The following is a 19,568-nucleotide window of genomic DNA, read 5'->3' as shown; positions in this document are numbered from 1 at the left end:
CGCGCTGGAGCACCCCCATGAGCCACTCGACCGGTATCGAGACCAATGGCGTCGAGCAGATCCCCGATGATCAACGCGACGCCTCCCCGCTGGACCTGTTCCGCCTGATCTTCGGCGGTGCCAATACCTTCGCCACCGCTGTACTGGGCAGCTTCCCGGTGTTGTTCGGGCTGTCGTTCCAGGCCGGGGTGTGGGCGATTCTGCTCGGCGTCGGCATCGGCGCGTTGATCCTGGCGCCGATGGGGCTGTTTGGCGCACTTAATGGCACCAACAACGCCGTATCGTCCGGCGCACATTTTGGCGTGCATGGGCGCATCGTCGGCTCGTTCCTGTCGCTGCTGACGGCGGTGGCGTTTTTCTCGCTGTCGGTGTGGAGCTCAGGCGACGCGCTGGTCGGCGGCGCCAAACGCCTGATGGGCCTGCCGGAAACCGACCTCACCCTGGGCCTGGCCTACGGCCTGTTCGCCGTGCTGGTGCTGGTGGTGTGCATCTTTGGCTTCCGCTTCATGCTGTGGGTCAACAAGATCGCGGTGTGGGCCTCGAGCCTGTTGTTCCTGCTGGGCATCGCGGCCTTTGCCGGGCCTTTCGATGCGGGCTATGCCGGCAGCGTCAACCTGGGCCAGGCAGGCTTCTGGGCAGCGTTTGTCGGTGCGGCGATTCTGGCCATGAGCAACCCGGTTTCGTTTGGTGCGTTTCTCGGCGACTGGTCACGCTATATACCGCGCGCCACGCCCAAGCGGCGCATCATGCTGGCGGTCATCGTCGCCCAGGGCGCCACGCTGATCCCGTTCCTGTTCGGGCTGTGCACGGCCACGCTGGTGGCCAGCCAGGCGCCTGACTACATTGCCGCCAACAACTATGTCGGCGGCCTGCTGGCGATTGCACCGGGCTGGTTCTTCCTGCCGGTGTGCCTGATTGCAGTGATTGGCGGCATGTCCACTGGCACCACGGCGCTTTACGGCACGGGCCTGGACATGTCCAGCGTGTTCCCGCGCCTGCTCAGCCGCGCCGCCGCCACCCTGCTGATCGGCGTGCTGGCGATAGGCTTCATCTTCATCGGCCGCTTTGCCTTCAACCTGGTGCAAAGCGTTTCGACCTTCGCCGTGCTGATCATCACCTGCACCAGCCCATGGATGGTGATCATGATCCTCGGCCTGATCACCCGCCGCGGCTTTTACCACGCCGATGACCTGCAAGTGTTTACCCGTGGCCAGCAGGGCGGCCGTTACTGGTTCGACCACGGCTGGAACTGGCGCGGCATGGGCGCCTGGCTACCGAGCGCCGCCATCGGCCTGTGCTTCGTCAACCTGCCAGGGCAGTTCGTCGGCCCGCTGGGCGAGCTGGCCGGCGGCATCGACCTGAGCCTGCCGGTCACCCTCGGCATCGCGGCAGTGCTGTACCTGAGCCTGCTCAACCTGTTCCCCGAGCCTGCCGCCGTGTATGGCCCGCAAGGCCCACGCTGGGTGCGCTGCAAAAGCGCCCCGACCCAACCCGTAACCTGCGCCAAGATGGCCTGACCGGAAGCCGACCATGACCCCTTCTCACTATATCGACGGCCGCTGGGCCGAAGGCCAGGGCAACGACTGCATCGTTGTTCACGACCCCGCCAGCGGCCAGCCGTTTACCGAACTGATGGCCGCCAGCAGCACACAGGTCGACCAGGCCGTGGCCGCCGCCAGGCGCGCCCTGCCCGCCTGGAAAACCACCTGCGCAGCAGACCGCGCCCGCTACTTGCGCGGTTTCGCAGAGCAGTTGGGCGTGCGCCGCGAAGCACTGATTGCCTTGCAGATGCGCAACAATGGCAAGCCGCGCCATGAGGCCGAAATCGACCTCGATGACGCCATCGCCACTTTTGCCTACTACGCCGACCTTGCCGAGCAGTTGCCGGCGAAAAACCGCGACGTGCCCCTGGCCGCGCCAGGCTTTACCGCCCGCACCCGTTTGGAAGCGATTGGCGTGGTCGGCCTGATCGTGCCCTGGAACTTCCCCTTGGTCACCAGCGCCTGGAAACTCGCGCCAGCCTTGGCTGCCGGTTGCACTGTAGTGCTCAAACCCTCTGAAGTGACCCCGCTGGTCGAACTGGCCTACGGCCAGATTGCCGAGCATCTGGGCCTGCCGGCAGGCGTGCTGAACATCGTCAACGGCAAGGCTGATACCGGCGCTGCGCTCAGCGGCCACACGGGTTTGGACAAACTGTCGTTCACCGGCAGCAACGGCGTCGGCAGCCAGGTAATGCGCGCCGCCGCCGCACAATGCCGGCCGGTGACGCTGGAGCTGGGCGGCAAGTCGGCCATCGTCGTATTCGACGACTGCGATATCGACCAGGCCGTGGAGTGGGTCATCGCCGGTATCACCTGGAACGCCGGGCAAATGTGCTCGGCCACCTCACGCCTGCTGGTGCAGGACGGTATCGCCGACGCCCTGCTGGCACGCTTGCAGGCGGCGCTGGGGCAGTTGCGGGTGGGCAACCCGCAGCTTGAAGAGGCCGACATGGGCCCGCTGACCAGCCAGGCGCAGTGGCTGAAGGTTGCCAGCTATTTCGCCGTCGCCCGCGAAGAGGGCCTGAAGTGCCTTGCCGGCGGCCAGACGCTGGACCGCGAAGGCTGGTTCGTCAGCCCCACGCTGTATGTGGATGTGCCTGCAAGCAGCCGCCTATGGTGCGAAGAAATCTTCGGCCCGGTGCTCTGCGGCCGGCGCTTTGACAGTGAAGCCGAGGCCATCGCGCTGGCCAACGACAGCCGCTTCGGGCTGGTCGCCACCGTATGCAGCACCGACCTGCAACGTGCCGAGCGGGTGGCCGACGCGCTGGAGGTGGGGCATGTGTGGATCAACTCCGTGCAAGCGGTGTTTGTCGAGACGTCCTGGGGTGGTACCAAAGCCAGCGGGATCGGGCGCGAGCTTGGGCCTTGGGGGCTATCGGGGTATCAGGCAGTGAAGCATGTGACGCGGTGTTTGGGGTGATTTTGTAGTCTTTGCTTTCAAGGGCCTGGGGGGCTGGCAGGTGTCTGGCGAAAGAGTTTTAGCGCTTATCAGATCGAGCGCCGCCCGCGCGGCGCATCGCAGGCTGGCGCCAGCTCCCACATTTGTTTCGGGCCAGTATCTCCTGAGCCATCACCTGGTCCGCCTTGTCTGCTCGACGCGGTTTCAGCGTGTGCGCCAAGGCCACACCACACGAATCAAGGCGTTCACCAAGGCAGGCGCCTCTATTTTCACAGGAGTAATTGGCCCGAAACAAATGTGGGAGCTGGCGCCAGCCTGCGATGCGCCGCGCGGGCGGCGCTCGATCTGTTAGGCGCTGCAAAGCTCTCGGCGGGGGCGAGTCCATCGATTACAGTCAGGCCGATTCGTCAGCCCGCGCGCTTTCCTGCACCAGCACCATGCTCGCCGGCGACGACAAGGGGATGCCCGCCTCGCGCAACCGCCCAAGAATGGTGAACAGCAGGTCACTGCGGGTACCCGACACCTGCCGTGGCGACGCCACATAACCGCTGACGCCAATCACCATGCCGCTGGCGGTCAAATCCTTGAACGACACCGAACAGGCCGGCGCATCGAGAATCGACTCGTGCTCATGGTAGGCCGCCAGCAACAACTCACGCACCTGGGCCGGGTCGGTTTCCAGCGGCAGCGTCAGGGTAATGCCGACCACGCCGAGGGCATTGGCCATGGTCACGTTACGCACGTTCTGCGAAATGAACTGCGAGTTGGGGACGATCACCGTCGAACGGTCGGACATCTGGATTTCGGTGGCGCGCACGTTGATGCGGCGGATATCGCCTTCGACGCCGGCAAGGCTCACCCAGTCGCCCACCTTGACCGGCCGCTCGGTGAGCAGGATCAAGCCGGAAATGAAGTTCTGCACGATCTGCTGCAAACCAAAACCGATACCCACCGACAGCGCACTGACTACCCAAGTCAGGCTGGTCAGGTTGATGCGCAGGGTCGACATCACCAGCATGGCCAGGAACAGGAAGCCCAGGTAGCCGACCAGCGTCACCAGGGAGGCGCGCATGCCGGCATCCATGTCGGTTTCCGGCAGCAGGCGCTCGCTCAGCCAACGCTTGAGCACACGAATGGCAAACCAGCCACCAAACAGCATCGCCAAGGCCAGGAAGATATCGCCCGGCACGATGTTGAGGTTACCCAGCACCTTGCCGCCGCTACCGTCCCAGTCGGCCAGGCTGAGCAACAGCTCGCCGGGGCTGGTGCCCGAAGGCATGAACGCCAGCAACGCGGCGCAGCACAGCAACAGGGTGCGGCCAATGCCGGCGAGGATGGTGCTGGCCTGGGCCTGGTGGCGCTGTTGCAGGCCCAGCGCCGAGGCCAGTGCCAGGCCGCCTGGCTGGCGTGGCGACAGCAGCGTTTCACAGAGGTCGCCGAACACTTTCACCAACAGATAGGCGCAGGTGGTGACCACACTTATCCACAGCAGCTTGGCGGTGAGGAAGTACGCCAGGGTCAGGTAACCGGCCAGCAGCGTCAGCAGTATCAGCGCGACCCACACCACCACCACGAACGGGATCAGCCCCGCCAACCCGGACGGGCGCTCCAGGCCGTGCTTGCGGCGGGTGCGGCGGTAGCCAACCAGCGCCGCGACGAACAACAGCGACACCACCAGCGCAGTCAGGCCGTTGGTGGCCAGGGTCAGCGCCAGGCTGGTGCCGATGACACTGTTGATGCGCTCCTGGGTGAGCAGCACCATCAAAGTCAGGGCCAGGGCCTGCGGGAACCAGCCGAGCGCGCTGGCGACCTCGTCAGGGATCGGCGGCAGGCGCCAGGACGGGCGCTGCAACATCAGCATGGCGCGGCCCAGGCCGGAAATGAAGGCGCTGAACACCACCAAGGTCAGAATATGGTTGGTCAGGCTGGCCACATCGGTGCCCAGCTCGGCGCTGCTTTCGAGCCCCCAGCGCACCAGCGAAACAGCACCGGCGATGGTGCCCAACGTCGCCAGGCTAACCCCCAAGGCCAGGGCGCTGCGGCGCAGGCGGCCATCGGGTACCCAGCGCACCATGGCCTTGGCCAGCAAGCGTTCGAGCAAGCGGCGCAGCAAGGTCCACACCAGCACCGCGGCAATCAAAGCGCTGATGAACAACACCCGGTGCTCGGCGCTGAAGGCACTGGCGACGGCATCGGCAGCCTCGCCACGCAGATCGCGCAGGCGCGCCAGGTCTTCGTCGGTGGGGCGGATCAGGCTCGACCAGAACGCCGGGCTCAGCGGGCTGGCGGCGCGGCTGGTGATTTGCGAGTTGAACAGGCTGCGGCGCAGGTTGACGATCTGCGTGGACAGGTCGCGGGCGGACTGGGTCAGCGTGGCAGCTTCTTTCTGCTCGGCCAGCACAGCGTTTTTCTCATCGCTGAGCTGCTTGCGCTGGCGAGTCAGGGTTTCCGGCTCGTCCGGCTGCTGCGGGCCGAGCACCTTGAGCTGGTCGTCCAGGCGGTCGACATCGGCAGTGCGCTTGGTGGTCAAGGCATCGGCCTGGCGCTGCACCTGCAAGGCCGACTGGCGCAGTTGCGAAAGCAAATCGTCATTGGCGTTGGCGCTGACGCCTTGGCGGATCTGGTCGAGCCGCTCGCTCAACTGCTCAAGGTTTGCGTCCTCGTCAAGCACCTGCTGCTCGGCTACCGCCAGGCGCGATACCGGCGCTGCCGGGTTGGCCCAGGCCGGTAGCGCCAGGCACAGCAACATGGCCAGAATACCCATATAAAATCGGTCAAGACTGACACGCCCCATCGAACATTCCTCTGATGCATCACGACAAAGCGCGAATTCTACGCGCTCCGCACGCTCATCGGGGTACCGTTTCTCGGGCCAGCAACAGGCGTTTGCGCTCCACGCCCCAGCGGTAGCCGCTGAGTTCGCCATCGCGTCGCACTACGCGGTGGCAGGGGATCGCCACGGCAATGCTATTGGCCGCACAGGCCTTGGCCACGGCGCGCACCGCCTTGGGTGCGCCGATCCGCTGGGCGATGTCGGTGTAGCTCACCCGGCTGCCCGGCGGCACCTCGCGCAGGGCTTGCCAAACGCGCTCCTGGAAGGCGCTGCCCTGCACATCCAGCGGCAGCGACAAGCCAAGCGCAGGTGCCTCGACAAAGCCGATCACCTGGGCCACCCACTGCTCGTACTCGGCATCGCCGCCGAGCAGCGTGGCGTTGGGGAATTTGTCCTGCAACTGGTGCAACAGAGGCTCCGGGGTATCGCCCAGCAGAATCGCGCAAATGCCCCGCTCGCTCTGCGCCACCAGAATCGCGCCAAGGCTGCACTGGCCTAGGGCAAAGCGAATAACCACGCCTTCAGCGCCAGCCCGGAACGCCCGTGGCGGCATGCCCAGGCGCTCGCCCGCGCTTTCATAGAAACGGCTGTTGGCGTTGTAGCCAGCCTCGAAGATCGCATCGGTGACGCTCCCGGCGGTGCCTAACTGCTCCCGCATCCGCCGGGCGCGCAAGGCGTTGCTGTAAGCCTTGGGGGTGAGGCCGGTTTCGGCCTTGAACTGGCGATGCAACTGGAAGGTGCTGACGTTCAATGCAGCCGCCAGTTGCAGCAGGCTCGGCGCCACGTCGCTGGCCTCGATCAAGCGGCAGGCGCGGGCCACCCGATCAATGCGCGTGGCGCTTGCCCAGCAGCGCTTGCAGGCGCGGTATCCGGCGGCCTCAGCTTGGAGGGCATCATTGAAGAACTGCACGTTTGCGCGCTTGGCAAGACGCGAGGTGCAGGCCGGCTGGCAATACACGCCGGTGGTGCGGACGGCGTAGACGAAGTGCCCGCAGGCCGCTTTGTCACGGGCCTGCACGGCGTGCCAGCGGTCGGTGTCGGTGATGTAGAGGGTCATTGCAGCCACTCCAGGGGCGATGGCAACAGCGTGACAGCAAACCTCGGGGTGTTCACTCCGATTCTTGCGGGCAATTCGAGCGCTTGATCAGTCTGCCGCTGCCTGCAACTTGCCCGTGCGCCGATAGGCCTGGCGGGCAAAGCACACGAACAACCCGGCCATCAGCGCCAGCGCCATGGGCAGGCCGTGGGGCGCGACATCCATGGCCGCGCCGCTGATCAACGGCCCGACCAGGCTGCCGACACCCCACAGCAGGCCCACGCTGGCGTTGGCCGTGACCAGGTCCTGGCCCCTGAAACGCTGCCCGATCAACACCAGCGCCAAGGTATAGATGCCGCCCGCCACCGCGCCCAACACCACCAGCAATGGCCACAGCAGCCAGGTCATGTGCAGCAGCCAAGGCAAGGCGATGCCAATGCTCATCGCCACCACCCCGCATACCAGGTGCAGCCCGGTGCGCTCAACGCGGTCGGCCAACCAGCCCAGCGGCAGTTGGAACAGCATGTCGCCGGCAAACACCACGGTAACCATCAGCGCCGCCACGCCGACGGCAAAACCATGGCTGGTGGCGTAGACCGGCAGCAGCGACAGCGCCACGGCATCGAAGAACGAAAAGAACAGCACCGCCACGCACAAGGCCGGCGCCACGCGGAAGAACCCGGCCAGGCCAAAACTCTTTTCGCCCTCTTCATGCTCGACGTAGTCGTTGGGCACAGTGAACAGGATGCACAGCAGCGCCAGGCCATAACAGGCGGTGACCACGCCGGTCAGCCACGGGCTGTCGGCGCCGAGCAGCGCCAGCAGCGCCGGGCCCAGTACCTGAAAGCCGGTAAAGCTGGTGGCATACAGGGCCATGATCTTGCCGCGATTGTGCTCGGGGCAAAGCTCGTTGACCCACGACTCGCCAAGGATGATCGCGATGCCCATGCCCAGCCCAAGCCCCAGGCGCAGCAGCGCCAGCCACAGCATCGAATCGAATGCCCACTCCAGCAAGGCGATGCTCAGGGTGCACAGGCTGAAGCTGAGCAGGTAGATGACCCGCCGCGTGAGGTGCTTGCAGCAGGCATCGACCATAAACGCCGAAAGCATCATGCCGGCTGCCGGAATGGCCGAAATAACACCGATTTCCAGGGTGCCTGCGCCGGCTTCATGCAGCCGCAGCGACACCAACGGCAGGCTCGCCCCGAGGCTGAACCCCACCACAGACACCGCAAACAACAGGCCCGCCAACAAACGCATGTTCATGTACCGCTCCTTGCTCGCCAACACTGCCGAGTGAATGCCCGGGCCGGCTGGAATATCCGCTGAATAGATGATCGAACGCAGGCGCCCGCCGTCACGCCGGGATGGCGCGGCACACAGGGGCGCGAATCAGTTCAGGGCAAGGTGTGGCGAGAAGGTGAAGGCAAACAGCACGCTGCGCCGCCGCTTCAGCACCGTGTCGCTCGGCCACGCACGGCGCGCTGTCGGGGCGACAGGCTGGCGGTGTGGACGATGAGCGTGGGGGCGGCGCATTGCAGTGGCTACGCAGGTAAGGGGGAATCGGCACTCTAGGCCAGGGCCCGTCGTCACGTCAATCGCGGCCACAGAGACTTTTGTACAACCCCATATCGATGCCGTCTACGCGGTCAGTGTAGGAGCGGCCTTGTGTCGCGAAAGGGCTGCGAAGCAGCCCCAGGATCTGAGCAACCACCAGAATCGCTGGGGCTGCTTCGCAGCCCTTTCGCGACACAAGGCCGCTCCTACACAATCAAAAGCGACTTGCCCGAAACCATAGAATCTCCCACAAGGGACCGCGTCAGCTGCGATATGGGTATCTGGCTCAATGCCTGCGATGAGGCCGGAACGGCCTGCACATAACTGCGCCCCCAAGGTCAGCGCTTGCCAGTGGACGGCAAAAACACCGCCAGCAAACCGAACAACGGCAGGTAAGAGCACACCGTATACACGTACTCGATACCGCGCAGGTCGGCCACGTAACCCAGCAATGCCGCGCCAATGCCGCCAAAGCCGAACATCAGGCCGAAGAAGATCCCGGCAATCATGCCGACATTGCCCGGCACCAGTTCTTGGGCATACACCACGATGGCCGAGAACGCCGAGGCCAGGATGAAGCCGATCACCAGGCTCAGGACGGTGGTCCAGAACAGGTCGGCATACGGCAACACCAGGGTGAATGGCGCCACGCCCAGAATCGAGAACCAGATTACCGCCTTGCGCCCGATACGGTCACCGATCGGCCCGCCGAAGAAGGTGCCGGCAGCCACCGCGCCCAGGAACAGGAACAGGTGCAACTGCGAGCTGGCCACCGACAGCTGGAACTTCTCGATCAGGTAGAACGTGAAGTAGCTGGTGAAACTGGCCATATAGAAGTACTTGGAGAACACCAGCAGGCCCAGCACCACCAACGCTGCCACCACCCGCTGGCGCGAAATGCCGTGGGTGGCTTGCACCGCTTTGCGCGCCTTGGCCTGGTTGAGGTGCTCCTTGTACCAGCGGCGCAGTATCAAGGTGACGCCAAAGAAGAACAGCGCCGCCAAGCCGAACCAGGCGACGTGGGTCTGGCCAAACGGGATGACAATGGCGGCCGCCAACAGCGGGCCGAAGGCAGAACCGGTGTTACCGCCCACCTGGAAGGTCGACTGCGCCAGGCCGAAGCGCCCGCCCGAGGCCAGCCGCGCGATACGCGAGGTTTCTGGGTGGAAGGTCGAGGAGCCGATGCCCACCAGGGCCGAGGCCAGCAGAATCATCGGGAAACTGCCAACGAATGCCAGCATCACGATACCGACCAGCGTACACAGCGTGCCCATGGGGAGCAGGTTGGGCGTCGGGCGCGAGTCGGTATAAAAACCCACCCAAGGCTGCAACAGCGAAGCGGTGACCTGGAAGGTCAGGGTGATCAGGCCGATCTGGGTAAAGCTCAGGTCGTAGTTGGCCTTGAGCATCGGGTAGATCGCCGGCAGCACCGACTGGATCAGGTCGTTGATCAAGTGCGCCAACGCGCAGAACGCGATGATGCGCATGACCAGCGGGTTCGCCTGGCTGGCAGTGCTGGCGCTGGTTGTCGGGGTGCTGCTGATAGCCATGGGCTCGGGTTCCGTGCGCTGGTTGGGATCCGATTATCGTGAAACAAATAGATACGAAGCTACCTTTTTATTCGCCAAGGCACGCCTTCCATCCGCACGCACTTGTAAATGGTTCTCAATATATTTAGCATCCCTGGCTCTCTTCCCCCGTAAACGCTGGGCGACCACCGCCCCGTCCTTGCGAGCAACCCTTCCATGTGCCCGATGCCCGCCTTGCAGCTACAGCACGATCCCGAGCAGGAAGCCCTGGACTGGTTTACCCGCCTGCGTCAGCCCGGTTGCGATGCAGCCCTGCGCCAAGCCTTCGGCGACTGGTATGAGCACCCGCTCAATGCACAGGCCTACGCCCGTCTCGAAGCTTACTGCCAGCAGTTGCAGGCGCCAGCCCCGCGCCCTCGCCCGCGGGTGGTAGCACTGCGCCGCAGCCGCCTGGGGTTGGTGCTGGGCCTGGCGTTCTTGTTGCTGCTGTCGGTATTGGCGTTTCTGTACTGGCCCATGCTGCAGCGCCTGAGCTGCGAACTGCACACCGAAAGCGGCGAACGCCGCAGCGTGCGCCTGGCTGACGGCTCGACGCTGCACCTGGACAGCGCCAGCGCCATGAACGTCGACCTGCGCGGCCGCACCCGCCTGCTGCATCTGGTGCAGGGCCAGGTCGCTATCGACGTGATGCTCGATGGCCGGGCCATGGAGGTGCAGGTGGACGACACGCGCATCCAGGTGTTCGGCACGCGCCTGCAGCTCGCGCGCTATCAAGACCACGACGAACTGGTGGTACTGGCAGGCAAGGCAATGGTGCTGCAAGGTGGCGACCAGCGCCTGGTCAACGCCGGTGAACGGGTGACCTTCAGCGCCAGCCGTATCAATGCAACCGAAAAGGCAGACGGCAAAACCGTTGATGCCTGGCGCGGTGGGCTGATTCAGGCCAGCAATATGCCTCTGACGCAGGTGCTGGAACGCCTGGCCGCGTACCAGGGGCAACGGGTCTGGCTGCTGAACGAGCAGGCGGCCTACCGCCGGGTGAGTGGCACCTTCGACCTGAACCAGCCGGCGCAGAGCCTCGAGCGGCTGGCAGGCGATCAGCAACTGAGCCTTTTCAGCGTGTCAGGCCAGTGGTTGATCGTGCGCTGAAGCCGGCATGGCGGCTTAAGTTTTTGAAAGGTTGGAAATTTTTTTTTGAAACCAGTGTTGACAGGTATGCAATTCGAGCCAATAATGCGCGCCAAGTTGGCTACATAGCTCAGTTGGTTAGAGCATAGCATTCATAATGCTGGGGTCCGGGGTTCAAGTCCCTGTGTAGCCACCACCTTTTAAAAGGGCTTATCGAAAGATAAGCCCTTTTTCTTTGCCCGCAAAAAAGCCTGTTACTTCACCCCCGCCACGGCAACTGCCAACCCAAGCCCAATCAACGCCACCCCGATCATGCGGTCCACCAGACGCTGGCGCTCGATCATCGCCCGGCGCAAGCCTGCATTCGAAAAGAACACCGCGACCAGGCTGAACCATAGCCAATGGGCCACCGACATGAAGCCGCCATAGGCGAAGTCCAACGCCAGCGAGCTGCCCGGCTGCACCACCTGGGTGTAGGCGCTGACCACAAAGAGCATGGTCTTGGGGTTCAGCGCATTGGTCAGAAAGCCCGCGCGCAGGGCCTGGCCGAGCTGTGCCTGGCTGGGCGGCTGCTCATCGAGACGAATGCGGGCTTGGTTGGTCAGCGACTTGTAGCCGAGGTAGATCAGGTAGCCCGCCCCCAGCACTTTCATCAGCATGAACAACCCAGGGCTGTGGCTGATGATCACCGCGATGCCGAAGACGGTGTAGAACACATGCACCTGAACACCCGAGCCAATGCCCACCGCCGCCGCCAGGCCGGCTTTGCGGCCCTGTGCATAACTGCTGCGGGTGACCATGGCGAAATCGGCGCCGGGGCTGATGACGGCCAATAACGTGAACAGCGCAACGGCGATGAGTTCGGCCATGGGTGAAGATCCTCGATGGAAAGTGACTGAAACGTGAGTATCGGAGGCCTTCGCCGTGCTAAAAAACGATTTATCGGGCAGGTTATCTGCTAGTTTTAATCACACATTTTCGCTGCCGCCATCCTCGGCTATACACGAACGCTGTAGGAGCGGCCTTGTGCCGCGAAAGGGCTGCGCAGCAGCCCCGGCGATTGTGCGTGAGGCCAAGATCTTGGGGCCGCTGCGCAGCCTTTTCGCTACACAAGGCCGCTCCTGCACAATTAAAAGCGACTTGCCTGAAACGGACAAAAAAAAAGCCGCTGCAAACGCAGCGGCCAATCGAGACGTAAGATCAAGGAGCTTCAAAATCAACGTCGTTGAACCTGGGCGGGCACTCGAGGCGAGGGGGAGATGCCTTCCGTGCCGGCCAGTGCGATCAGAATAAGCGCTTGATCCTGTGGGAAAAATAGCCGCTTCTGACATTCACCTTTACGGTTCGGGTAAAAGTGAGCGGCGCACTATAACCACGCGCGCCGCCGAATTTGCGTAATGCTATGTAAGCCTTTTCAACGTTCGCCGCTGAACCCCATCCGCCAACTGGTCGCCTGCGCCGCCGCCAGCAGGCGCTTTGCGGCCGGCCCATGCTCATCGGCATGGAAGATCGAGGTCGGCCCGACCACGGTCATCACCGCTGCCACCTGGCCCATGGCATTGAACACCGGCGCCGACAGTGCATCCACCCCCGGCATCAGCAGGCCATGCACATGGTGCAGGCCACGCTCGCGGATCTGCGCCAGCAACGGCTCATAATCCTCTACGCTTTGCGCCATGGCTGCCAGTTCACGGTCACGCAGTTCGATGGTTTCGCGTTGCGGCAGGTGCGCGGCGAACACCAGGCCTGTGGATGAGCTGAGCAGTGGCAGCACCGAACCCATCTGCGTCACCACCGTCACGGCGCGCACCGCAGGCTCGATGCTGACCACCGTCGCCCCTTGGTTGCCCCACACGGCAATGAAGCAGCTTTCGTTGAGCTCGTCGCGCAGTTGCGACAACGGCAAGGCCGCCACCTTCAGCACATCGATGCTGCCCAGCGCTGCCATGCCGACGCGCAACGCTTCGCGGCCCAGGCCGTAATGGTTGGTCGCCGGGTTCTGCTCGGCAAACCCGCTGGCGATCAGTGCTTGCAGGTAACGGTGCACCTTGCTTGCCGGCATCTGCACGTGTTCGGCCAGGCGCGACAACGAGGTCGATGGCGAGAGTTCGGCCAAGGCCTTGAGGATGTCGGTGCCGACCTCTGCCGAGCGGACCTTCTGTTTGCCGTTGTCGGCGCTGGTGCTGGTTTTGGCCATGGGAATTTCTGTGTCGGACATTTCGGATTGGCGCCTTTATAGCTTGACGCCGGCATGGGAGCAAATTACGTTATTCGTAATCTGATTACGATAAAAACAATGCAGACGTGCTGCCAGCCTGTCATCCCCGGGCCTCGCAGCCTGCTGCCCGTAAAGGCTCACGCAGCCCGGAGGCATTGATGACCCGCAGCACCTCCCCCGACCTTCAGTACCTGAGCGGTTTCGGCAACGAATTCGCCAGTGAAGCGCTGCCCGGCGCCCTGCCGGTGGGGCAGAACTCGCCGCAAAAGGCGCCCTATGGGCTGTACGCCGAGCTGCTGTCCGGCACCGCCTTCACCATGGCCCGCAGCGAACTGCGCCGCACCTGGCTATACCGCATCCGCCCCTCGGCCTTGCACCCGCGTTTCCAGCGCCTTGAGCAGCAGCCGCTGGCAGCACCGCTGGGCGCAATCAACCCCAACCGCCTGCGCTGGAACCCGCAGCCGATGCCCGCCGAGCCCACCGACTTCATCGACGGTTGGCTGCCGATGGCGGCCAACTCGGCGGCGGACAAGCCAGCCGGGGTCAGCGTGTACATCTACCGCGCCAACCGCTCCATGGAGCGGGTGTTCTTCAACGCCGATGGCGAGCTGTTGCTGGTGCCTGAGCAAGGCCGGCTGCGCATCGTTACCGAGCTGGGTGTGTTGCAGGTCGAGCCGCTGGAAATTGCGGTGATCCCCCGGGGCATGAAGTTCCGCGTTGAACTGCTCGACCCCCAGGCCCGCGGCTACCTTGCCGAAAACCATGGCGCCCCGCTGCGCCTGCCGGACCTGGGCCCCATTGGCAGCAACGGCCTGGCCAACCCCCGTGACTTCCTCACCCCGGTTGCCCATTACGAGGAGGCCCAGGGGCCGGTGCAACTGGTGCAGAAGTTTCTTGGCGAGCACTGGGCGTGCGAGTTGCAGCATTCGCCGCTGGATGTGGTGGCCTGGCATGGCAGCAACGTGCCGTACAAATACGACCTGCGCCGTTTCAACACCCTTGGCACGGTCAGCTTCGATCACCCCGACCCGTCGATCTTCACCGTGTTGACCTCGCCCACCAGCGTGCCGGGCATGGCCAACATCGACTTCGTGATCTTCCCGCCGCGCTGGATGGTGGCCGACAACACCTTCCGTCCGCCGTGGTTCCACCGCAACCTGATGAACGAGTTCATGGGCCTGATCAAGGGTGCCTACGACGCCAAGGCCGAGGGTTTCCTGCCCGGCGGGGCTTCGTTGCACGGGGTGATGAGCGCCCATGGCCCCGACGCCGATACCTGCGACAAGGCCATCGCCGCCGAGCTTGCACCGCACAAAATCGACAACACCATGGCCTTCATGTTCGAGACCAGCCAGGTGCTGCGGCCAAGTGTGCAGGCCCTCGAAAGCGCGCAATTGCAGGCCGACTACGACAGCTGCTGGGCTTCGTTGCCGAGCACCTTCAACCCGAACCGGAGATAACCGATGAACCACACCGCCATTGCTCGCAGCTGGGTCGAGCACGCCAACGGGCACCGCGACTTCCCGTTGCAGAATCTGCCGCTGGGTATCTTCAGCCGGCCAGGGCAGGCGCCGCGTAGCGGCGTGGCCATCGGTGACGCCATCCTCGACCTTGAGGCCGTGCTTGCCGCAGGCCTGTTCAACGGTGCAGCCAAGGCGGCGGTCGAGGCCATGCAGGGTGGTGCACTGAACGCATTCTTCGCCCTCGGCCGCCCGGCGCGCGTGGCCCTGCGCGAGCGCCTGCTCGGTTTACTGGCAGAAGGCAGCGAGCACCAAGGGGCGCTGCAAGCGGCGCTGTACCCTGCCAGCGACTGCACCCTGCATCTGCCGGCCAAGGTCGGTGACTACACCGACTTCTACGTCGGCATCCAGCACGCCACCAATGTCGGCAAGCTGTTCCGGCCCGACAACCCGCTGCTGCCCAACTACAAATACGTACCGATCGGCTACCACGGCCGGGCCTCCACCCTGCGCCCGTCCGGCACCGACGTGCGCCGCCCCAAGGGGCAGACGTTGCCAGCCGGGCAAACCGAGCCCAGCTTCGGCCCCTGCGCACGCCTGGACTACGAGCTGGAGCTGGGTATATGGATTGGCCAGGGCAACCCGATGGGCCAGGCCATCCCGATTGGCGAGGCCGATGAGCATCTGGCCGGCCTGTGCCTGCTCAACGACTGGTCAGCGCGTGATATCCAGGCCTGGGAGTACCAGCCGCTTGGCCCGTTCCTGTCCAAGAGTTTCATCACCACGCTGTCGCCCTGGGTGGTCACCGCCGAGGCGCTGGAGCCGTTCCGTTGCGCGCAACCGGCCCGCCCCGAGGGCGACCCGCAGCCGCTGCCGTACCTGCTTGATGCGCGCGACCAGGCCAACGGCGCCTTCGACATCGAACTGGAAGTGCTGCTGCGCACCGCGCGCATGCGCGAGCAGAATCTGCCGGCGCATCGCCTGGCGCTGAGCAACACATTGAACATGTACTGGACCGTGGCCCAGCTGATCGCCCATCACAGTGTCAACGGTTGCGAGTTGCAGCCGGGCGACCTGTTCGGTTCGGGCACGCTGTCCGGCCCTACGCCGGGTTCCTACGGCAGCCTGCTGGAGATCAGCGAGGGCGGCAAACGCCCGGTGCAGCTGCCCAGCGGTGAGCAGCGCAAGTTCCTCGAAGACGGCGACGAAGTCATCCTGCGTGCTCGCTGCGTGCGCGAGGGCGTGGCCAGCATCGGCTTTGGCGAATGCCGCGGTACTGTGGTTGCGGCCAACTGAGAGGGCAGGGCGATGGAGCTGTTCGGCTATTACCGTTCCACATCGTCATACCGGGTACGCATCGCCCTGGCACTCAAGGGCCTGGGTTACCAGGCCATCCCGGTCAACCTGCTCAAAGGTGAGCAGCGCAGCGCGGCGTACCTGGCACTAAACCCCCAGGGCCGCGTGCCGGCCTTGCGGGCGGATGACGGCGAGTTGCTGCTGCAATCGCCCGCCATCATCGAGTACCTCGAAGAACGTTATCCACAGCCCGCGCTGTTGCCAGGCGGCTGCGAGATGCGGGCCAGGGTGCGCGCTGTGGCGGCAATTATCGGCTGCGATGTTCACCCATTGCACAACGTCAGTGTGCTCAACCAGCTGCGCCAACTGGGGCATGACGAGGCGCAGGTGAGCCAGTGGATCAGCCACTGGATCGGCCAGGGCCTGGCGGCGGTGGAGCAGTTGATCGGCGATGGCGGCTACTGTTTTGGCGAGGCGCCGGGGCTGGCCGATGTGTACCTGATCCCGCAGCTTTATGCCGCCGAGCGCTTCAACATCGACTTGAGCAACTACCCGCGCATTCGCCGTGTGGCGGCGTTGGCCGCGAAGCACCCAGCCTTTGCCCTGGCCCATCCTTCCTGCCAGCCAGACACCCCAGCTCAGTGAATCGAACGCTTGCCCGAGGGTAGCTGGGCCAGGCGTTCGCTGAGTTTGAGGCGCTGCACGGGGTCGTCGGTCAGCAGCAGCGCGTGCTCCAGGTCGAAGCGTTCGGCCTGGGGGCATTCCAGTTGCTGGTACAGGTTGGCGCGGCTGAGGTAGTCGTTGACCTGCGCCGGGCCCAGCAGCATCACCCGTTCTGCGTCCACCAGCGCAGCCATGGCGTTGTCGTTGCTGATGTGCAGTTGGCGCAGGTTGCGCGACAAGCGTTGCAGCATCTGCCGCGGTGTGGCGCTGCGCATATGCTCGGCACTCAGTGGCATCTGTGGGCCGTACTGGCGCGCCAGCAGTTCGCGGCAATCGGCAGGGTACAGGCGGCGGCCGCCGCAGGGGTCGAGCAGGTGATCGGCGCCGGGTACGCGCAGCAGAAAATGGCCGGGGAAGTTTACCCCCTCCAACGGGATCGACAAGCGCTGGGCCAGCTCAAGGGCGATGATGGCCAGCAGCAGCGGCTGGCCGCGACGGCGTTGCAGCACCTTGTCCATCAGCGCGGCTTGCGGGCGCAGCGGGTGGTATTCGTCCTGGGCAAACCCTTGGCTGTTCAGCTCACGCAGCAGCGGCTGGGCCAGCTCGCCCAACGGCAACATCGGCAGGCGCGTGCTGACCTCGCGTTGCAGGTTGTGCACCTGGCCCAGGCACGCGGCAGGGTCGACGCTGCGGTCATGTTCGGTGGCCAGCCACAAGGTAGCTTCCAGCAGGGCGACCGGCTCGCGTTCCAGGCAGGCCAGGCAAGCTTGGCGTGGGTTCATAGAAGTCTCCGTCACGCCTGTACTTGTAGCGCTGGCGCAGCCTTTCGTCCAGTGGTCCGGCCGTCACCTGGGCGTTGGCCGGCTGCCTATACTGCTAAATGCACCTGCCGGGGAGCCCGTCGATGTTTGCCCTAATGCAAAGCACTCGCACCCAGTCACTGCACCTGTTCACCGACCCGCCCACCGGGTTGAAGGCAGTGGTGGTTATCCACAGTGAACAACTGGGGCCAGCCTTGGGCGGCTGTCGCTACCTGCCGTACGCCGACGACGAAAGCGCCATGGCCGATGCCATCCACCTGGCCCAGGGCATGAGCTACAAGGCGGCGCTGGCCGGGCTGGCGCTGGGCGGGGGCAAGGCGGTGATCGTGCGCAACGCCCATGTCGAAAACCGCGCCGCGCTGTTCGAAGCCTTTGGGCGCTTTGTCGATAGCTTGCAGGGGCGTTTCATCACCGCCGTGGACAGCGGCACCTCGACCCTGGACATGGACTGCATCGCCCAGTCGACGCAGCACGTCACCAGCACCACGGCATCCGGCGACCCCTCGCCGCATGCGGCCATGGGGGTCTTTGCCGGCATTCGCGCAACCGCGATGGCTCGCTTGGGCAGCGATAACCTGGAGGGGTTACGGGTGGCGGTGCAGGGGTTGGGCAATGTGGGCTATGCGCTGGCCGAACAGCTGCATGCGGCGGGTGCCGAGTTGCTGGTCAGTGACTTGGATCAGGGCAAGGTGCGCGTTGCAGTGGAGCAATTGAACGCCAAGCCTTTTGCCCATGAGGCGCTGGCCAGCACCCCGTGCGATATCTTCGCGCCCTGCGGGGTTGGGCCGGTGCTCAATGGGCAATCGGTGATGCAACTGCGCTGTGCGGCAGTTGCCGGCTCGGCCAATTACCAGTTGACCCATTTGCAGGTGGCCGACCAATTGGAGCGACGCGGCATTTTGTACGCACCGGATTATGTGATCAACGCCGGTGGGTTGATCTATGTTGCGCTGACCCACCGTGGCGCCGACCACGGCACCATTACCGCGCACCTGGCGGGCATTTCCAGCCGGCTCACCGAGGTGTTCGCCCACGCCCAGGCTGAAAAGCGCTCACCGGCGCGGGTGGCGCAAACGCTCGCAGAGCGGTTGCTCTACGGTTGACGGCAATTACTGCGCCGTTTCACCTTCGAGCAATTCGGCCAGTGCATCTGGTTGGCTCTTGAACGCGCGGGCAAAGACATCGCGGTTTTTGGCCATGTAGATGCCGGCTTCTTCGACCTGCTTCTCGCTCAGCGAAGGCACCGCTTTTTGCAGCACTTCTGCCAGGCGCTCGGCCAGTTCGAGCATCTTGTCGTGACGATCTGCTTCGGCCTTATCCATGAACAAGCGCTCCGGGTCGCGGCTGCTGCGGTATACCACTTCGACGGCCATTCATCACCTCTGTGCCTTTTAGCTTGGTTGGATTTTTACTGTATAGGCATACAGTACATCGACAGGCCCCCGTTGCGCAACCCGAGTGATGGCCTTTTGCACAGAAAAACAGCGTAGCGCAAAGGTGCCCTGCGGCAATCGGCCACCTTCCAAGACAGGGTGTATGGCCCTTTAACTGCATGGCAAAAACGTCATGCACGCCATCCATCATCCTTCTGTCGTATCGGGGAATCGAACATCGTGAACATCAAATGGGCAGACAAGCTGCGCAAGGGCCTGCACGGCTCGGCAGATTCGCTGGGCAACCTGTGTGTGGAAGCGTTCCACTACCTGGCGTTGTTCGGCATCGGCGCAATCACCGCCTATGCGGCGGTGGTGACCTTCATCGACATGCTGGGCAAGGGCGGGATCAGCGTGGACGATATCCTGCTGCTGTTCATCTACCTGGAGCTGGGGGCGATGGTGGGGATCTATTTCAAGACCAACCACATGCCCATCCGCTTCCTGCTCTACGTCGCTATCACCGCGCTGACGCGCCTGCTGATCGGCGATGTGTCGCACCACAAGGCGCCGGATGCCGGGCTGCTGTATGTATGCGGCGGCATCCTGCTGTTGGCGTTTTCCATCCTGGTGGTGCGCTACGCCTCGTACCGTTACCCATCCGTGCGGGTACTGGATGCCAACGGCAAGGAAGTCGACGAGGGCAAGTAGGCC

Annotated in this window: 16 protein-coding genes and 1 tRNA gene; 9 read left to right on the top strand and 8 right to left on the bottom strand. The window is 64.2% G+C overall.

What is annotated here, in order from left to right; all coding sequences use genetic code 11:
* Positions 1 to 17 precede the first annotated feature (17 nt).
* Together HU719_RS00715 and HU719_RS00710 are read left to right on the top strand one after the other, a co-directional pair.
* Entirely contained in the window at positions 18 to 1,517 is a 1,500-nt protein-coding gene (locus tag HU719_RS00715) for a purine-cytosine permease family protein (protein ID WP_186537022.1), read from the top strand.
* 13 nt (positions 1,518 to 1,530) lie between these two features.
* Positions 1,531 to 2,961 carry an aldehyde dehydrogenase family protein gene (locus tag HU719_RS00710; RefSeq protein ID WP_186537021.1) on the top strand — a complete coding sequence of 477 codons (1,431 nt, stop codon included), beginning with the start codon at positions 1,531 to 1,533 and terminating at the stop codon, positions 2,959 to 2,961.
* A gap of 373 nt (positions 2,962 to 3,334) precedes the next feature.
* Here the strand turns inward: HU719_RS00710 and HU719_RS00705 are convergent, their stop codons facing one another.
* The 4 genes from HU719_RS00705 to HU719_RS00690 all read right to left on the bottom strand — a co-directional run bounded on the left by HU719_RS00705 (position 3,335) and on the right by HU719_RS00690 (position 9,916).
* Complete coding sequence (locus HU719_RS00705; RefSeq protein ID WP_186537020.1) at positions 3,335 to 5,734, bottom strand: DUF3772 domain-containing protein; 2,400 nt, start codon at positions 5,732 to 5,734, stop codon at positions 3,335 to 3,337.
* A 55-nt stretch (positions 5,735 to 5,789) separates the two neighbouring features.
* Positions 5,790 to 6,830, bottom strand: coding sequence for a bifunctional DNA-binding transcriptional regulator/O6-methylguanine-DNA methyltransferase Ada (ada, locus tag HU719_RS00700; protein WP_186537019.1), 1,041 nt, complete (start codon positions 6,828 to 6,830; stop codon positions 5,790 to 5,792).
* An 87-nt stretch (positions 6,831 to 6,917) separates the two neighbouring features.
* Positions 6,918 to 8,075, bottom strand: coding sequence for an MFS transporter (locus tag HU719_RS00695; protein WP_186522694.1), 1,158 nt, complete (start codon positions 8,073 to 8,075; stop codon positions 6,918 to 6,920).
* A gap of 629 nt (positions 8,076 to 8,704) precedes the next feature.
* Positions 8,705 to 9,916: an MFS transporter gene (locus tag HU719_RS00690; protein ID WP_186523501.1), complete on the bottom strand. Its 1,212-nt coding sequence runs from the start codon at positions 9,914 to 9,916 to the stop codon at positions 8,705 to 8,707.
* Between the two features lie 195 nt (positions 9,917 to 10,111).
* Between HU719_RS00690 and HU719_RS00685 the strand changes: the two genes are divergently transcribed.
* Positions 10,112 to 11,044 (top strand): FecR family protein, encoded by a 933-nt coding sequence (locus HU719_RS00685; protein ID WP_225917089.1) that lies wholly within the window; start codon positions 10,112 to 10,114, stop codon positions 11,042 to 11,044.
* A gap of 98 nt (positions 11,045 to 11,142) precedes the next feature.
* Positions 11,143 to 11,219, top strand: a tRNA-Met gene (locus HU719_RS00680).
* Positions 11,220 to 11,277: 58 nt separating this feature from the next.
* Here HU719_RS00680 and HU719_RS00675 read toward each other — a convergent pair.
* Together HU719_RS00675 and HU719_RS00670 are read right to left on the bottom strand one after the other, a co-directional pair.
* The gene (locus HU719_RS00675) at positions 11,278 to 11,892 is read right to left on the bottom strand and encodes a LysE family translocator (RefSeq protein WP_186537459.1); all 615 of its coding nucleotides are present in this window, start codon (positions 11,890 to 11,892) and stop codon (positions 11,278 to 11,280) included.
* Positions 11,893 to 12,437: 545 nt separating this feature from the next.
* Positions 12,438 to 13,220, bottom strand: coding sequence for an IclR family transcriptional regulator (locus tag HU719_RS00670; protein WP_186536847.1), 783 nt, complete (start codon positions 13,218 to 13,220; stop codon positions 12,438 to 12,440).
* A 179-nt stretch (positions 13,221 to 13,399) separates the two neighbouring features.
* Between HU719_RS00670 and hmgA the strand changes: the two genes are divergently transcribed.
* From hmgA to maiA, 3 genes are read left to right on the top strand one after another with little or no spacing between them, the layout of a single operon-like run.
* A complete protein-coding gene (gene hmgA / locus HU719_RS00665; RefSeq protein ID WP_186536839.1) occupies positions 13,400 to 14,701 on the top strand; it encodes a homogentisate 1,2-dioxygenase in 1,302 nt (433 codons plus the stop codon).
* 3 nt (positions 14,702 to 14,704) lie between these two features.
* Complete coding sequence (gene fahA / locus HU719_RS00660) at positions 14,705 to 15,997, top strand: fumarylacetoacetase (RefSeq protein WP_186536838.1); 1,293 nt, start codon at positions 14,705 to 14,707, stop codon at positions 15,995 to 15,997.
* Positions 15,998 to 16,009: 12 nt separating this feature from the next.
* Positions 16,010 to 16,642 carry a maleylacetoacetate isomerase gene (gene maiA, locus HU719_RS00655; protein ID WP_186536837.1) on the top strand — a complete coding sequence of 211 codons (633 nt, stop codon included), beginning with the start codon at positions 16,010 to 16,012 and terminating at the stop codon, positions 16,640 to 16,642.
* Here maiA and HU719_RS00650 read toward each other — a convergent pair.
* Positions 16,636 to 17,442 carry a SirB1 family protein gene (locus tag HU719_RS00650; protein WP_186536836.1) on the bottom strand — a complete coding sequence of 269 codons (807 nt, stop codon included), beginning with the start codon at positions 17,440 to 17,442 and terminating at the stop codon, positions 16,636 to 16,638. The genes maiA and HU719_RS00650 overlap by 7 nt on opposite strands.
* Before the next feature lie 122 nt (positions 17,443 to 17,564).
* Between HU719_RS00650 and HU719_RS00645 the strand changes: the two genes are divergently transcribed.
* Positions 17,565 to 18,584 carry a Glu/Leu/Phe/Val dehydrogenase family protein gene (locus HU719_RS00645; RefSeq protein ID WP_186536835.1) on the top strand — a complete coding sequence of 340 codons (1,020 nt, stop codon included), beginning with the start codon at positions 17,565 to 17,567 and terminating at the stop codon, positions 18,582 to 18,584.
* A 6-nt stretch (positions 18,585 to 18,590) separates the two neighbouring features.
* On the opposite strand, the gene HU719_RS00640 is transcribed toward HU719_RS00645, so the two are convergent.
* A complete protein-coding gene (locus HU719_RS00640; RefSeq protein WP_186536834.1) occupies positions 18,591 to 18,854 on the bottom strand; it encodes a YebG family protein in 264 nt (87 codons plus the stop codon).
* Positions 18,855 to 19,094: 240 nt separating this feature from the next.
* Here HU719_RS00640 and HU719_RS00635 point away from each other — a divergent pair, with 240 nt between their 5' ends.
* Complete coding sequence (locus tag HU719_RS00635; protein WP_186536833.1) at positions 19,095 to 19,565, top strand: phosphate-starvation-inducible protein PsiE; 471 nt, start codon at positions 19,095 to 19,097, stop codon at positions 19,563 to 19,565.
* The last annotated feature ends 3 nt before the right edge of the window (positions 19,566 to 19,568 follow it).

Source organism: Pseudomonas farsensis, assembly GCF_014268805.2.
GTDB classification, from domain to species: Bacteria; Pseudomonadota; Gammaproteobacteria; order Pseudomonadales; family Pseudomonadaceae; genus Aquipseudomonas; species Aquipseudomonas farsensis.
Note: the sequence above shows the minus strand (reverse complement) of the source record. Positions and strands in the feature narration are given on the sequence as shown.